Source organism: Phytomonospora endophytica, from assembly GCF_014202425.1.
In the GTDB taxonomy this organism is placed as follows: Bacteria; Actinomycetota; Actinomycetes; order Mycobacteriales; family Micromonosporaceae; genus Phytomonospora; species Phytomonospora endophytica.
Genome location: NZ_JACHGT010000001.1, coordinates 556,705 through 570,440, shown reverse-complemented (window position 1 = coordinate 570,440; position 13,736 = coordinate 556,705). Strand labels below are relative to the sequence as shown.

13 protein-coding genes are annotated in these 13,736 nt (G+C 72.3%); 5 read left to right on the top strand and 8 right to left on the bottom strand.

Annotation, left to right across the window (positions count from 1 at the left end; genetic code table 11):
* Positions 1–44: 44 nt before the first annotated feature.
* Entirely contained in the window at positions 45–482 is a 438-nt protein-coding gene (locus HNR73_RS02345; protein ID WP_184785525.1) for a DUF1801 domain-containing protein, read from the bottom strand.
* An 89-nt stretch (positions 483–571) separates the two neighbouring features.
* Here HNR73_RS02345 and HNR73_RS02340 point away from each other — a divergent pair, with 89 nt between their 5' ends.
* Entirely contained in the window at positions 572–2,221 is a 1,650-nt protein-coding gene (locus HNR73_RS02340) for a bifunctional 3'-5' exonuclease/DNA polymerase (protein WP_184785733.1), read from the top strand.
* A 36-nt stretch (positions 2,222–2,257) separates the two neighbouring features.
* Here HNR73_RS02340 and HNR73_RS02335 read toward each other — a convergent pair whose 3' ends face one another.
* Positions 2,258–2,416, bottom strand: coding sequence for a hypothetical protein (locus tag HNR73_RS02335; RefSeq protein ID WP_184785524.1), 159 nt, complete (start codon positions 2,414–2,416; stop codon positions 2,258–2,260).
* 298 nt (positions 2,417–2,714) lie between these two features.
* Between HNR73_RS02335 and HNR73_RS02330 the strand changes: the two genes are divergently transcribed.
* Together HNR73_RS02330 and HNR73_RS38945 are read left to right on the top strand one after the other, a co-directional pair.
* A complete protein-coding gene (locus tag HNR73_RS02330; protein ID WP_184785523.1) occupies positions 2,715–3,155 on the top strand; it encodes a hypothetical protein in 441 nt (146 codons plus the stop codon).
* 37 nt (positions 3,156–3,192) lie between these two features.
* Positions 3,193–3,660 carry a hypothetical protein gene (locus HNR73_RS38945; protein ID WP_203686093.1) on the top strand — a complete coding sequence of 156 codons (468 nt, stop codon included), beginning with the start codon at positions 3,193–3,195 and terminating at the stop codon, positions 3,658–3,660.
* A 1-nt stretch (position 3,661) separates the two neighbouring features.
* Here HNR73_RS38945 and HNR73_RS02320 read toward each other — a convergent pair whose 3' ends face one another.
* Positions 3,662–4,123, bottom strand: a complete 462-nt coding sequence (locus HNR73_RS02320) for a TIGR02611 family protein (RefSeq protein ID WP_184785522.1) — start codon at positions 4,121–4,123, stop codon at positions 3,662–3,664.
* Between the two features lie 214 nt (positions 4,124–4,337).
* Between HNR73_RS02320 and HNR73_RS02315 the strand changes: the two genes are divergently transcribed.
* Positions 4,338–4,775 carry an SsgA family sporulation/cell division regulator gene (locus tag HNR73_RS02315; RefSeq protein WP_184785521.1) on the top strand — a complete coding sequence of 146 codons (438 nt, stop codon included), beginning with the start codon at positions 4,338–4,340 and terminating at the stop codon, positions 4,773–4,775.
* Positions 4,776–4,819: 44 nt separating this feature from the next.
* Here HNR73_RS02315 and HNR73_RS02310 read toward each other — a convergent pair whose 3' ends face one another.
* Together HNR73_RS02310 and hutH are read right to left on the bottom strand one after the other, a co-directional pair.
* Positions 4,820–5,707, bottom strand: coding sequence for a GNAT family N-acetyltransferase (locus tag HNR73_RS02310; RefSeq protein ID WP_184785520.1), 888 nt, complete (start codon positions 5,705–5,707; stop codon positions 4,820–4,822).
* The gene (gene hutH, locus HNR73_RS02305) at positions 5,707–7,257 is read right to left on the bottom strand and encodes a histidine ammonia-lyase (RefSeq protein ID WP_184785519.1); all 1,551 of its coding nucleotides are present in this window, start codon (positions 7,255–7,257) and stop codon (positions 5,707–5,709) included. The genes HNR73_RS02310 and hutH overlap by 1 nt, the downstream gene beginning before the upstream one ends.
* 93 nt (positions 7,258–7,350) lie before the next feature.
* Here hutH and HNR73_RS02300 point away from each other — a divergent pair, with 93 nt between their 5' ends.
* Positions 7,351–8,166 carry a TrmH family RNA methyltransferase gene (locus HNR73_RS02300; RefSeq protein ID WP_239122086.1) on the top strand — a complete coding sequence of 272 codons (816 nt, stop codon included), beginning with the start codon at positions 7,351–7,353 and terminating at the stop codon, positions 8,164–8,166.
* Here the strand turns inward: HNR73_RS02300 and HNR73_RS02295 are convergent.
* From HNR73_RS02295 to pta, 3 genes are all read right to left on the bottom strand, one after another.
* Positions 8,163–10,232 carry an aerolysin family beta-barrel pore-forming toxin gene (locus tag HNR73_RS02295; protein WP_184785517.1) on the bottom strand — a complete coding sequence of 690 codons (2,070 nt, stop codon included), beginning with the start codon at positions 10,230–10,232 and terminating at the stop codon, positions 8,163–8,165. The genes HNR73_RS02300 and HNR73_RS02295 overlap by 4 nt on opposite strands.
* A gap of 154 nt (positions 10,233–10,386) precedes the next feature.
* The gene (locus HNR73_RS02290; RefSeq protein WP_184785516.1) at positions 10,387–11,571 is read right to left on the bottom strand and encodes an acetate/propionate family kinase; all 1,185 of its coding nucleotides are present in this window, start codon (positions 11,569–11,571) and stop codon (positions 10,387–10,389) included.
* A gap of 15 nt (positions 11,572–11,586) precedes the next feature.
* A complete protein-coding gene (gene pta / locus HNR73_RS02285; RefSeq protein ID WP_184785515.1) occupies positions 11,587–13,653 on the bottom strand; it encodes a phosphate acetyltransferase in 2,067 nt (688 codons plus the stop codon).
* Positions 13,654–13,736: the final 83 nt, after the last annotated feature.

Here is a 13,736-nt window from a genome sequence, read left to right as displayed (position 1 = left end):
GAACTTATCATCCAACTGGATGATTGACTCCGCCGGGCGGGTGATCAGCCCCGGCGGCTCGCCTCGTAGTGCTCGATGTGCAGGTCGACGGGGTTGGCCGCGATCTCGGCGGCGATCACGTCGAACGCGAGGTCGTCGACCGAGCGGAAGCGGACGCAGCTCTTGCCCATGTCCAGCTTCTTGCCCGTCGCCGCCCAGCGCTCACGGAAGGCGTCACCGGCCTCGCCGTACACCGTCATCAGGTACAGGGACATGTGGTTCTTCTGGGAGGCGAGGGCCGCGAAGCTCAGCGGCTGCTTGTTGTAGGTCACCGGATAACGCTCCAGCGGGACGACGTAGCCGATCATCCCGAAGGCCATCTCCTCGCGGTAGCCCTCCGGCAGGTTCGCCAGGATCAGCTCCCGTACGGCGGTGATCGCCTCGCGCCGGCCCTCCGGCAGCGCGGCGATGTACTCCTCGACGTCCTCGGCTTCACTTCTCACGAGGTCAACGTAACAGCGGGTACCGACACGGGAGCCCGATGAACCTGACCGGAACTGTCACACTCCGCTGGGATGATCGGCACGTGCGGATGTTGGTGGTGCCCGGGGCCGGGAACGCGGCCGGGTCAGGTTGGCTGCGCGCCGTCGGCGACGACGGCCGCCCCCTCGCGCCCGCGACCGAGGTGCCCGACCTCGCCGCCGAGCTCCGCCGCCGTGAGGCCGCCGAGTCCCCGCGCTGGATCCTCGCCGACATCGCCCACACCTACCCGCCGCTCTACGCCGCCGGCGCCCGCCTCGGCCGCTGCCACGACCTCGTCCTCGCCGAAGGCGTGCTCCTCGGCTTCGAGGGCCGCTACGGCGAGACCACCTCGGTCGCCGCCGCCTACGCGCGCGGCCACGGCCTGCCCGTCCCCGTCGAGGAGCCCGAGCGGGTCCTGCGCCAGGAGACCCTCTTCACCGACGAGAAGCCGCGCCCCTCCGGCCGCGAGGAGACCGAGCGGCTCACCTCCGTCTACGCCGACCAGGTCCGCCGCGCCGCCGCGGGCGTGCCCGGCCTGGCCACGCTCGTCGCGGCGGAGTCCGCCGGCGGCCTCGTCGCCGCCGAGATGACCGCCCAGGGGCTCCCTTTCCGCCGTACCGTGCACGACGAACTGCTCACCGGGCTGCTCGGCCCCAAGCCGTTCAAGGGCATGCGGCCCCGGCTGCTCCAGGAGCTCGCCGACCGGATCTCGGCGGCCTTCGGGAAGGTCGTCAACCCCGACTCCCCGCAGCAGATCGTGGCCGCCTTCAAGGCGGCCGGGAAGCCGGTGGAGTCGACCCGCTCCTACGTCCTCAAGCAGGTCGACCATCCGGCGGTCGAGCCGCTCCTGCAGTACAAGGAGCTGGCGCGGATCTGGGTCGCGCACGGCTGGACCTGGGCCGAGCAGTGGGTCGGCGCCGGGCCGACGCCCGCCGGGCAGCGCCTGCGGCCGGAGTACGTGGTCGGCGGGGTCGTCTCGGGCCGCTGGGCCACCAACGGCGGCGCCGCGCTCCAGATCCCCAAGGCCGTGCGCCGGGCCGTGACCGCCGACGACGGCTGGCGGCTCGTCGTCGCCGACGCCGCCCAGCTGGAGCCGCGTGTCCTGGCGGCGATGTCGGGTGACGCGGGCATGGCCCGAGCGGCCGGGGAGATCGACCTCTACGCGGCCCTCTCGGACGCCTTCGGCGGCAAACGCGACGGCGCCAAGATCGCGCTCCTGTCGGCGATGTACGGCGGCGGCAGCACCGACGCGCTGTCCCTGCTGGCGGTGATGCGGCAACGCTTCCCGGTCGCCTACGCCTACGTCGAGTCGGCCGCGCAGGCCGGTGAGCAGGGCAAACTCGTGCGCTCCTGGCTCGGCCGGACCTGCCCGCCGGCGTCGTCGAGCTTCAAGAGCATGGGCGCGGGCCCGGAGGCGGCACGGGCCGTGCGGGACCGGGGCCGCTTCACCCGCAACTTCGTGGTCCAGGGGACGGCCGCCGAGTGGGCATTGGCGCTGCTGGCGTTCCTGCGCCGGCGCCTGCACGAGGAGGATCTGGGCGAGCTGGTGTTCTTCCAGCACGACGAGGTGATCGTGCACTGCCCCGAGCGGCACGCCGCGCGCGTGCACGACGTGATCGACGAGGCCGCCCTGGAGGCGACCGTGCTGCTGTTCCCCGGCACGCCGGTGCGGATCCCGATGCAGACGACGACGGTGTCGAGTTACGCCGACGCGAAGTGAGGCCGCCCGCGGCCGCCGGGCGGCCCCACCGTCAGGTCAGCCGCACTCGGTGCACGTGGTGCCGGTGGTCGTGGTGCAGCACCACTTGAATCCGCCACCGGCGCAGGAGACGTTGCCGCACGTGCCCGCCGCGGCGCCGGCGGCGGGGACGAGGCGGGCGAGGAGGCGGTCGGCGAGGGTTCCGATACGACGCATGTGCGTGCTCCGTTCGAACTCGGGGGACGTTGTCGATCAACAGCGTCGGCGCGAACTCTATGGGCACGAGAGGGACGTGTGCGCACATGAAGCGCATACCGCCGCTGTCGGGCGCATCATCCCAAGCCGCGCCGGATCGCCTGGGCAGCAAAGGAAAGCGCAGCCGCGACGGGTCCGGTGAAGGTGTCGCGCGGACCGCTTTTCGAGTACGGTCCACAGTGGAGCGTCGCGGAGCGGTGACAACGCGTGCGTGCGATGCCCGGTACACCAGCCGGTCCGAGTACTTCGAGGACGTCCGATGACATCCGACCACGAACCCGAGTCGAACAAGGACGCGGCGGCGGCCGCGCAGGCGCGCTTCTGGGGCGACGTGATCGTCAACGAGGCGGAGAGCCATGTCGCCGCCCTGCACCGCGACCGTCTCCTCGCCGAGCGCCGGGAGGCGATGGAACGCCTCACCGAGGCGAGACGCTCGCTGGCCCAGGCGCGCGACCACGGCGATCCGGACCTGCTGGAGACCGCCGTCGCCGACGTGGCCACGGCCGGCGCCGAGTACAGGCGGATCCGCGACAACGTCGCCGACGAGCTCCAGGAGATCATCCGCGCGCGCCTGGTCCGGATGACGGCGATGGCCGCCCACCTCGGCGACGCCGCCGAGGCCAACTCGCAGTGGCTGTCCACCCTGGACTTCAAGGGCGACGGCGAGGGCCGCGCGGAAGACGCCGGAGGAGTAACCTGACGCCCGCCCGATCGACGACCAGCACCGGGAGGCGACCATGACCGCGAACGGCCGCGAACCGATGGCCACGGTCGCCGGGCACCTCACCGCCCCGCCCGACGCCGTCGCCGGGCTCGTGCTCAAGGTGTTCGCCGGACCGGCCGAGGGCGACAACCTCGTCCTCTTCCAGGACCTCGCCGGCGGCGGGCCGCTCAGCGGCGGGCCGGGGCGCTTCGTGCTGACCTACCCCGGCGGGAGGCTGACCGTCGAGGTCGACCTGGAACGCCGCACGGTCGCCGCCCAGGGCGGCTGGTGGTACCGCGGCGAGTACACCGTCTCCCCCGCCGAGGACGACGGCACGATCCTGACCCTGCGGGTCTACAACGTGGCCGGGCCCGGCAGCCGCTGGGCGGTGCCGCTGGCGAACCGGTTCTTCCGGGGCTTCGACGACCGGACCCGCGCCGGCTTCGGCGCCATGCTGAGCGAACTGGGCGGGCGGCTCGGCTGCGAGACACGCCTGCTCTGACTCAGCGGTCGCCGATCCAGCCGGTGATCTCGGTGTAGAGGTTCACGTCGAAGCTCAGCCACACCGAGGCCCACACGACGCAGGCGACGAAGACCAGCCCGGCGAGCCCGATGAGGAACTTGACCGACCAGTGCTGCCGGCCGACCCAGTGGAGCCAGCGGGTCAGCTGCCGCTTGGTGAACGTGAACAGCTGGTGCGCCCAGGCGAACTCCAGGGCCAGGATCGCCAGGCCGGCCAGCACGATCGCCCATCCCGGCCCGGGGAAGGGGATCAGCACGATGCCGAGCGCCATCACCGCGAAACCGGCGATGCCGATGACGATCTTCAGGGTCAGGCGGCCCGAACGGGTCCGTCGCACCCGGTCCAGCCGGCCGTGCAGGCCCGTCCTGGGCTCGGTGGCGGCAGGCTCCCGCACCTCGGTGGACACGGCTTCGGGCGCGTCGCCCGACCTGGCGTCTCTCATTGATCACCCCTCCCGCGGATCTTTTTGACGGTACCGTTTTTCTCGGGGACAAGAACCCGACAGTCCGGTTTGAGATAGTCCGTGGGTACTTCACCCGGACGTGTTTTTTCAAGTCAACGCGATCAGCGGGCGCGGGCCCGTCGCGGGTGGTAAGACCACAAGTGAACAGATGGTGGGCTCGGGGAAGGGCTCACCCAAGTGCCGGGGGGCAGACATGGCTACGACACAACCGGTCACCATCGAGGTGGACACGTCGATGCGCCTGGTCGCGCCCGATTTCGCCACACTCGCCGTCCGCGCGAGCCTGCGCTACGACCAGCGCGACCCGTACGCCGTGCACGTGGTCTTCCACCCCGACGGCGAGGGCGGGGAGTCCATCAGCTGGTCCTTCTCCAGGGAGCTGCTGGCCACCGGCCTGACCGAGCCCTCGGGCATCGGCGACGTGCGCGTCTGGCCGTGGAGCACGCCACGCGGGGAGGCGATCGCGCTGGCGCTGTCCTCCCCCGACGGCAACGCCCTGTTCGAGGTGCCCCGCAACGTCCTGACGAGGTTCCTGCGCCGGACCTACGGCGTGGTCCCGCGCGGGCGCGAGTCGGAGCATCTCGACGTCGACGCCGCGCTCACACGACTGCTCGCCGAACGCGAACGGTAGAGGACGGGACACGGGCGCCCGAGCGCCCATGCCCCGCCCGAGGCTCAGGCGGTGAGATCGATCCCGCGGTACCTGCGGACGACCCGGTAGCCGAGTTTCACGTACAGGTTGATCGCGACCGTGTTGTGCCCGTGCACGTTGAGCATGAGGCGCCCGTCACCGGCGGCCTTGGAGATGTTCTCCCCGTGCCACATCGCGGCCCGGCCGTAGCCCTTGCCCCGGTGCTTCTCCGAGGACTCCACGTCGAAGACGAAGGACGTGCCCGGCTCGTAGCCGTGCCGCACCCAGATCGAGCTGACCTGCTCGCCGTCGACGATCAACTGTTCCAGTGAGTGCCCGGGGGTGTCGGTGCCCTGCGGCAGCAGCTCCGCGAACTGCTCGACCGAGCTCCGGTACGCCTCCTCGTAGGTCCCGAACCCCGCCTCGGCGGTGATCCTGGCGTACTCGGTGACGCTGTGCACGTGCCAGACGTCGTAGGCCTCCCCGCGCAGGGGCTCCACGGTGATCTCGGCGGGCAGTTCCCGCCGCTCGCCGAGGTCGATGTCCATGTGCTGCGCGATGAGTTTCATACCGCCGAACAGTGCCTCGGTGGCCTCGTCGCCGCCCGCGTAGCCGACGTTCAGCGAGCGGGCGCCGTTCTCGCGGCCCCAGCGCACGGCCGCTTCGAGGGCGGCGCGGCCGTGGCCACGCCGGCGCACCGCGGGGGTGATGTGGACGTCGGACAGGATGAGCTCGTGGCCCTCCCCGCCGCGGATCGGCAGGAGCGCCAGCGCCATGGTGCCGACGGCCTCGCCGACGGCCTCCAGGGTGTACACGGGCGCCCTGGCCGCCCGTTTGCGGTTGTCGACCGGCCCGGTGTTCGCGCCCAGGCGGGCGATCCAGTCGCCCTCCCAGGCCGCGAACTCTTCGGGGGTGGCCTCACGAAGTTCCATCAGCGGAGCGTATCCACCACACCCGACACACGCGAAATGATCTCGGGCAGCAGCGTGCGCACCGCCTCGATCTGGGGAGCCATCTCCCGGTCGACCATCATCGGCTCGACGTCGCGGCGGACGAGCCCGTGCGCGGCCCCGGTGGCGGGTCCGGGCGCGGCCACGTCGGCGCGCAGGTCGAGGGCCTGGGCCGCGCAGAGGATCTCGATGGCCAGGACCGTGCGGGTGTTGTCGATGACCTCGTGGGCCTTGCGCACCCCGTGCCAGCCCATCGAGACGTGGTCCTCCTGGTTGCCGGAGGTGACGATCGAGTCGACGCTCGACGGGTGGCACAGCACCTTGTTCTCGCTGACCACGCTGGCGGCGGTGTACTGCGCGAGCATGAACCCGGAGTTGGTGCCGGCGTCGGGCGCCAGGAAGGGCGGCAGGCCCCGCGAGGTCGCCGGGTCGAGCATCCGGTAGACGCGGCGTTCGGCGATGCTGCCGAGCTCGGCGACGGCCATGGCGAGCGCGTCGGCGGCGAAGGCGATGGGCTGGCCGTGGAAGTTTCCGGTGCTCATCACCTCGTAGCCGCCGTTGTTGTCGGTGACGACGACGGGGTTGTCGACGATCGAGCCGAGTTCGATGGTCAGGACGCGGCGGCAGTGGGCGATCAGGTCGCGGGCGGAGCCGTGGACCTGGGGCGCGCAGCGCAGCGAGTAGGAGTCCTGGACGGCGTGGTCCGACCAGCGGTGGCTGGCCAGGAGGGGGCTGTCGGCGAGGAGCGCGCGGAGGTTCGCGGCGGAGTCGAGCTGCCCGGGGTGCGGGCGGATGACCTGGACGCGTTCGTCGTAGGCGCGGTCGGTGCCGAAGAGGGCCTCGACGGACATGGCGCAGGCGATGTCGGCGAGGGTGCAGAGTTCTTCGGCGGCGACGACGGCGAGGGCGAGGACGGCCTGCATCGGCTCGGTGCCGTTGATGAGGGACAGGCCCTCCTTCGGCTCCAGCGCGAGGGGCGTGAGGCCGTGCTCGGCGAGGACCTCGGCGGCCGGGCGGCCTTCGCGGGGATCGCCGGGCGCCTTGAGGCGGCCTTCGCCGATGAGGGGCAGCGCGAGGTGCGCCAGTTGCGCCAGGTCGCCGGAGGCGCCGACGGAGCCCTTCTCGGGGATGACCGGGAGCAGGTCGCGTTCGAGGAGCGCGAGGAACAGGGCGGGCAGGTCCACGCGGACGCCGGAGTGCCCGGCCGAGAGGGTCCTGGCGCGCAGGAGCAGGAGGGCGCGCACGACCTCGTCGGGCAGCGGGGCGCCGACGGCGGCGGCGTGGCTGCGCACGAGGGCGAACTGGAGGGCGGCGAGGTCGTCGGCGCCGATGGTGGTGTCGGCGAGCGCGCCGAACCCGGTGGTGACGCCGTAGACGACGTCCTTGCGGTGGACGGCGTCGACGACGACGCCTCGGCTGGGTGCCATTCGCTCGGCGAGCTGGGGGCCCAGTGATACACGCGCACGGCGTTGTGCGACATCGACGACGTCCTCGACCGTGAGCGCGTCTCCGGTCAATTGAAGATCACGCATAGCCAGACCATAACCGCAGAGATCGGTGAGCGCGCGCGGTGGGCGAGGGTCCGGCCCGTATCGTGTGGCCTCATGCGGCGAGGGGAGTCAGGGGTGGCCGGGCGGTCGTACGTCGGGCGGCGGAACGCGACCTTCCAGCATTGGGAGACGCTGCTGTCGAACCGGAAGAAGCGCCAGCGTGCGGGCGAGTTCCTGGTGCAGGGGGTCCGGCCGATCACGCTCGCGGTGCGGGCGGGCTGGCCGCTGGTGTCGGTGCTCCGCCAGGAGGGCCGGCGGCTGTCGGACTGGGCGCGCGGGATCGTCGACGAGGCCGGCGCGCCGGTGGTGGACGTCGCACCCGAGCTAATCGCTGAACTCGGTGAGCGACCCGAGGAGCCGCCGGAGCTGGTCGCGGTCGCGGCCATGGCGGCCGACGAGCTGAGCCGCATCGAGGTCGGCCCGGCGTTCCTGGGCGCGGTCTTCGACCGGCCGACGAACCCCGGCAACATCGGCGCGCTGATCCGTTCGGCCGACGCCTTCGGCGTCGGCGGGGTCGTGGTGACCGGGCACGCGGCCGACGTGTACGACCCGCAGGCGGTGCGGGCCTCGACGGGTTCGCTGTTCGCGGTGCCGACGGTCCGGGTGGCCTCGCACGCGCGGGTCCTCGACTGGATCCGCGCGCACCCCGGCGTGACGATCGTCGGGACCGACGAGGCGGGCTCGGTCGAGCTCGCCGCCCACGACCTGACCGGCCCGACGCTGCTGCTGGTCGGCAACGAGACGGCGGGCCTGAGCCAGGCGTGGCGGGAGGCGTGCGACGTGCTGGCGCGCATCCCGATGGGCGGCACGGCGAGTTCGCTGAACGCGGCGAACGCGGCGACGGTCGCCTTTTACGAGGCGCGTGTGCAGCGTGGACGGGGCCGGGGCTAGGCGGCCACGAGCCGGTGGATCTCGCCTTTCGCGTCGATGCGCCAGGGCGTTCCGTCGGGTGCGACGGCGACACGTACGGCGTCGCCCGGGGGCGCGGGCTTCCATCCGCCGCCGTCGAGGCGCCGGACTCCCGCCGTGGCCGGGTCGACCGCCCACACGGTCGCCGAGGTTCCTGAGGCGACGCCCAGGTCGCGGGCGCCGTTCGGTTTCGACGACACCGCGCCCGCGTTGAGCGACGACAGGGCACCGGCGGCGTCGGAGATCCAGGCTGTCCCGTCGGCGGACGCGGCGACGGCCGCGCCGGAGATGTTCGCCGGGGTCCACGTGGTGCCGCTCCAGCGCAGCAGGGGCCGGTTCCCTCCCGTGTCGGCTCCCGCGAGGATCCATACGGCGTCTCCTCCGGCGGCGATGTCGGCCGCGCTGTCGAGCCACCCGGCACCGGAGTCCGCCGGCGGCATGACGTTGTGGACGCCGGTGCCGTCGGGCACGAGCCGGTTGACGCCGCCTCCCGCGTTCACGACCCAGGCGACGCCACCCGCGCCGACCGTGATCCGCCGCGCGCGGGCCTCGGGGACGTGCCGCCAGGGCCCGCCCGCCGGGTCTCGCCGGTGCACGGACTCGTCGGTCGCCACCGCCCAGGCCGTGCCGTCGGCGCCGACGGCGATGTCGGCGGCGGGCGTGCCGAGCGGGACGTGTTCCCACCGGCCGGGGACGGTGCCGTCCGGGTCGGGGCGCGGCGGCGAGTCGAGGGACTCCTCCGGACCGGCGACCACCGACACCGAGGTGCCCCACACCTTGGTGAACCTGCCGCTGAGGGGTACGCGGATCTCGGCCCGCAGGAATTCCATCGCCGAGGCGAGCGCCGGGGCGTTGTGGGCCTCCGCCCACGCCCAGTCCCAGACGGAGTAGCCGGGGATGTGGCGGTGGTCGTAGAGGTCGGTGATGTGCTCGGGCCCGTCGTGCTCGGTGGTGCCGAACACCGCCTGGAAGTGTGGGCGCTGGTCGGAGTGGTCGACGTGGGCGTTACCCGTGCCCCGCAGGAAGCCGTCGAACCTCACGTCGAAGGAGAGGACCGCCTCGGCGGTGTAGTCGACGCGCGCCCTGGTGCGGGCGGCGACGAGCGTGAGCCGACGTCTCGTGCGGCCGGGCATCTTGGCGGTGTAGCCGTGCTTCAGCCAGTCGGTGTGGGTCGTCGCCTCGCTGTCGCTCCAGCCCTGCTCGGCCTGGAAGGAGATCTCCAGGTTCGCCGAGATCTCGAAGCCGAGCAGGAGCTTCTCGCCCGCCGGGGACTTGATGGAGAAGCCGACCTTGACGCCCTCGGTGAAGCTCCGCGTCGTGGTGTGCGTGGTGGTCGTGGCCAGCTGGTAGGTGAACTCGACGGGTGAGGAGTCCTCGCCGGCCGACAGGTTCTCCGCGGTGTGGAAGGCGACCGCGGCGGGCTCGATCCCTTCGATCAGCGGTTCGCCGTAGCCGAAGGTCTTCGGGTCGATCAGCAGGCGGAAGTCGTGCAGGGTGATCTTCAGGCGGTCGTTCTCGTTGGGGCCCTCCACGTACAGGTCGTCGGGGCTGAATCGGGCCTTGGCGACGTAGAAGGGCGCCTCTTTCCCGACCACGGTGCCACCGCCCGGCGTCACGGCGACCGGATCACCGCGCGAGACGTCGAAGCCCTGTCCGACCCTGCCGTACTGGGTCCCGCCGCACCAGCCGTAGCCGAGGGTGTCGGCGAGGCTCGCCAGGCGCGCGATCACGGTCGGGTCGGAGGCGATCCGGTACTTGAGGTCCTCCTCGTCGATGAAGTCCTCGACGAGGTATCCCCCGGGTGCCGGGACGAGTGACGGCGGCGGGAGGAAACGCACGTCGACGGAGGTGTGCTCACCGCCGAAGTCGCCGAGGTCGGGGGTGTCGGCGACGAAGGTGCGGCGGCGGTCTCCTTTGCGGACGGTGACCTCGCAGCCCGCGGGGACGCGCAGCGACCGGGGCCGGACCGGGCCCGGTTTGTTGACGCCGGTGGACAGGACGAGGGCGGTGCCGGTGTAGCCGGTCTCGGCGTAGGCGGTGGGATCCACGTGTGGCTCCTCTGCGGCTGCGGGCGACGCCTCGCCCGGGAGGGAGGCGGCAGAGGAGGGGGTGCCGGGGACTCGACTGTCGAACGCGCCGACGGCCGCGGCAAGCGGCCTGTCGGGTTGGCGACGCCGGGTCTGCCCGACCGGGCAGCCGGACTCAGCCCTCGACGAGCGCGAGGGCCTGCCCGGCGATCTCCAGTTCCTCGTTCGTCGGCACGACCAGGACCGCCACGTGCGAACCGGCGGCCGAGACGACGGCGTCGTTCCGGTCGTTGCGTTCGGGGTCGAGCCGGATCCCGAGCGTGCCCAGACCTCGCAGGGCGGTCTCGCGCACGAGCGGGTTGTGCTCACCCACCCCGGCGGTGAACACGATCGCGTCGACGTGGCCGAGGGCGGCGGTGTAGGCGCCGACGTACTTGCGGATCCGGTAGCAGTACACCTCGAAGGCCAGCGCGGCCTCGGCGTCGCCGCCGTCGACGAGTTTGAGCAGCTCGCGCATGTCGTTGACCCCGGTGAGGCCGAGCAGGCCGCTGCCCTTGTTGAGGGCGTCGTCGAGTTCGTCGACGCTCAGGCCCGCCGCCCGCCGCATGTGGAAGACCACGGCGGGGTCGACGTCGCCGCTGCGGGTGCCCATGACGAGCCCTTCGAGCGGGGTGAGGCCCATCGAGGTGTCGACGCACACGCCGCCCTTGACCGCCGAGACGCTGGCGCCGTTGCCGAGGTGCAGGACGATCACGTTCACGCCCGAGGGCTCGCTGTCGAGGAGTTCGGCCGCGCGGCGGGAGACGTAGGCGTGTGAGGTCCCGTGGAAGCCGTAGCGGCGGACCCCGTGCTCGCTGCGCCAGTCGCGCGGGACGGCGTAGGTGTAGGCGTGCTCGGGCAGGGTCGCGTGGAAGGCGGTGTCGAAGACCGCGACGTGCGGGACCTCGGGGAACGCCTCCCGCGCGACCTCGATCCCACGCAGGTTCGCCGGGTTGTGCAGCGGGGCGAGGGAGCTCAGCTCGGCGATGACCGCGCAGACCTCGTCGGTGATCAGGGTCGGCTCGGTGAAGCGTTCGCCACCGTGCACGACGCGGTGGCCGACGGCGGTCAGCTCCACCGTGGCCAGGTCCGGTCCGGCCGAGGCGAAGGAGTCGAGCATCGCGCGCATCCCGGCGGCGTGGTCGGCGACCGGTTCGGCGCGGTCCTCGGTGCTGTCCGGGCCGTGGTGGGTGACGCGGCCTTCGGGCTCGCCGATGCGCTCGACGCTGCCTCTGGCGATCGGGGTGCCCGCGGGTAGCTCGATCAGCTGGTACTTGATCGACGACGAACCCGAGTTGACGACGAGGACCTTGGCTGTCACCGAGTCTCCTTTTCCTTAACGGGCGGCGATCTGCGCCTGTACCGCCGTGAGCGCGACGGTGTTGACGATGTCGTGCACGGTCGCGCCCCGGGAGAGGTCGTTGACCGGGCGGCGCAGGCCCTGCAGGACCGGGCCCACCGCGACCGCGCCCGCACTGCGCTGCACGGCCTTGTAGAGGTTGTTGCCGGTGTTGAGGTCGGGGACGATGAAGACCGTCGCGCGGCCCGCGACCTCGCTGTCGGGGAGTTTCGTGCTGGCGACACCGGAGTCGACGGCGGCGTCGTACTGGATCGGGCCCTCGACGGGCAGTTTCGGGTCGCGCTCGCGGACCATGGCGGTGGCCGCGCGGACCCGGTCCACGTCGGCGCCCGCGCCGGAGGCGCCCGTCGAGTAGGACAGCATCGCCACGCGCGGTTCGACGCCGAAGGCGGCGGCCGTGGCGGCCGAGGAGATCGCGATGTCGGCGAGCTGCTCGGCGGTCGGCTCGGGGATGACCGCGCAGTCGCCGTAGACGAGGACGCGGTCGGCGAGGCACATGAAGAAGACGCTGGAGACGACGTCGGTGTCCGGGAGGGTCTTGATGATCTCGAAGGACGGGCGGATCGTGTGGGCCGTGGTGTGCGCGGCGCCGGAGACCATGCCGTCGGCGAGTCCGTCCTGGACCATGAGCGTGCCGAAGTAGGAGACGTCGGTGACGATGTCGTAGGCCTGTTCGGCGGTGATCCCCTTGTGCGCGCGGATGCGGGCGTACTCGGTGGCGAAACGCTCCCGGAGGGCCGGGTCGAAGGGGCTGATGACGGTCGCGCCGGACAGGTCGGCGCCGAGCTGCCCGGCGAGGCGCTGGACTTCGGCGGGGTCGCCGAGGAGGGTCAGGTCGGCCACTCCCCTGCGCAGGATGATGTCGGCGGCGCGCAGGATCCGCGGCTCGGTGCCCTCGGGGAGGACGATGTGGCGCCGGTGGGCCCTGGCGCGCTCGACGAGCCGGTGCTCGAACATCAGCGGCGTCACGGCCGGCGAGCGCGCGAGGCGCATGCGGTCGAGGAGGACGCCCTCGTTGACGTTGGCGGCGAACAGGCCGAGGGCGGTGGCGATCTTGCCGTCCGACTCGGCGGTCATGGTGCCGCGGACGGCGTTGAGGCGCGTGGCGGTGTCGAAGGTGTCGGCGTCGGTGAGCAGGATCGGCAGGCGCGCGTCGACGCCCGCGAGGAGGCGCCGGATCTGGAGCGGGGGCCGCAGTCCGCCGGTGAGGACGACGGCGCCGACGTTGGGCACGCCGACGGCGTGGTGGGCGACGAGGAGGCCGAGGAGCAGCTCCGTGCGGTCGCCTGGGGTGATGACCACGGCGCCGTCGACGAGGTGGTCGATGAGGTTGGGCAGGGTCATGGCGGCGACGAGCAGGCCGCTGGCCTCGCGGCCGAGCATGTCGCGTTCCCCGGCGATGAGTTCGGCGCGGCAGGCGGTGGCGAGTTCGCCGACGGTCGGCGCGGTCAGGGCCGCGGTCTCGGGGAGGACCCACACGTCGTCGGTGCCTCCGGCGTGGCGGGCACGGACGTCGGCGAGGTCTTTCGGGGCGACCCGGTTGACGACGACGCCGCAGACGGTGGCGTGCGAGGACTCCGCTTCGGCGCGGCCGAGGGCGACGGCGGCGGCGATGTCGGCGGGCGTGCGTTCGGCGCCGGTGACCACGAGGAGCACGGGTGACGCCAGGTTGACGGCCACCCGGAGGTTGAACTCGAACTCGGTCGGGGAGGCGACGTCGGTGTAGTCGGTGCCGATGACGAGCACGACGTCGCATCGCGCGGCGAGGGCGTGGTAGCGCTCGACGACGCGGCCGATGGCGGCCTCGGAGTCGGCGCGGACGTCGTCGTAGGTGACGCCGAGGGAGGCCTCGTAGGGAGCGGTGAGCTTGAAGCGCTCGCGCAGCAGTTCGATCAGCGGGTCACGCCGGTCGTCATCGCGGATGACCGGCCGGAACACGCCGACGACACCCGCCTGCCTGGACAGCAGCTCGGTGAGGCCGAGCGCGACGGTCGACTTGCCGCTGGCCGCGTCGAGGGCCGCGAGGTAGAGACTCTTCGCCACTCATGCACCTTAGATCGGCTCGGCACCGTCCGCCCGGTGGACGCCGGTGCGCGGTCCGCTCCCGGCCGGACCGTCCACTGTGT

Excerpts from the sequence above, each read along its gene's own strand:
- HNR73_RS02340 (WP_184785733.1), top strand. The coding sequence starts at position 572 with ATGTTGGTGGTGCCCGGGGCCGGGAACGCGGCCGGGTCAGGTTGGCTG.
- HNR73_RS02335 (WP_184785524.1), bottom strand. The coding sequence starts at position 2,416 with ATGCGTCGTATCGGAACCCTCGCCGACCGCCTCCTCGCCCGCCTCGTC.
- HNR73_RS02330 (WP_184785523.1), top strand. The coding sequence starts at position 2,715 with ATGACATCCGACCACGAACCCGAGTCGAACAAGGACGCGGCGGCGGCC.
- HNR73_RS38945 (WP_203686093.1), top strand. The coding sequence starts at position 3,193 with ATGACCGCGAACGGCCGCGAACCGATGGCCACGGTCGCCGGGCACCTC.
- HNR73_RS02320 (WP_184785522.1), bottom strand. The coding sequence starts at position 4,123 with ATGAGAGACGCCAGGTCGGGCGACGCGCCCGAAGCCGTGTCCACCGAG.
- HNR73_RS02315 (WP_184785521.1), top strand. The coding sequence starts at position 4,338 with ATGGCTACGACACAACCGGTCACCATCGAGGTGGACACGTCGATGCGC.
- HNR73_RS02310 (WP_184785520.1), bottom strand. The coding sequence starts at position 5,707 with ATGGAACTTCGTGAGGCCACCCCCGAAGAGTTCGCGGCCTGGGAGGGC.
- hutH (WP_184785519.1), bottom strand. The coding sequence starts at position 7,257 with ATGCGTGATCTTCAATTGACCGGAGACGCGCTCACGGTCGAGGACGTC.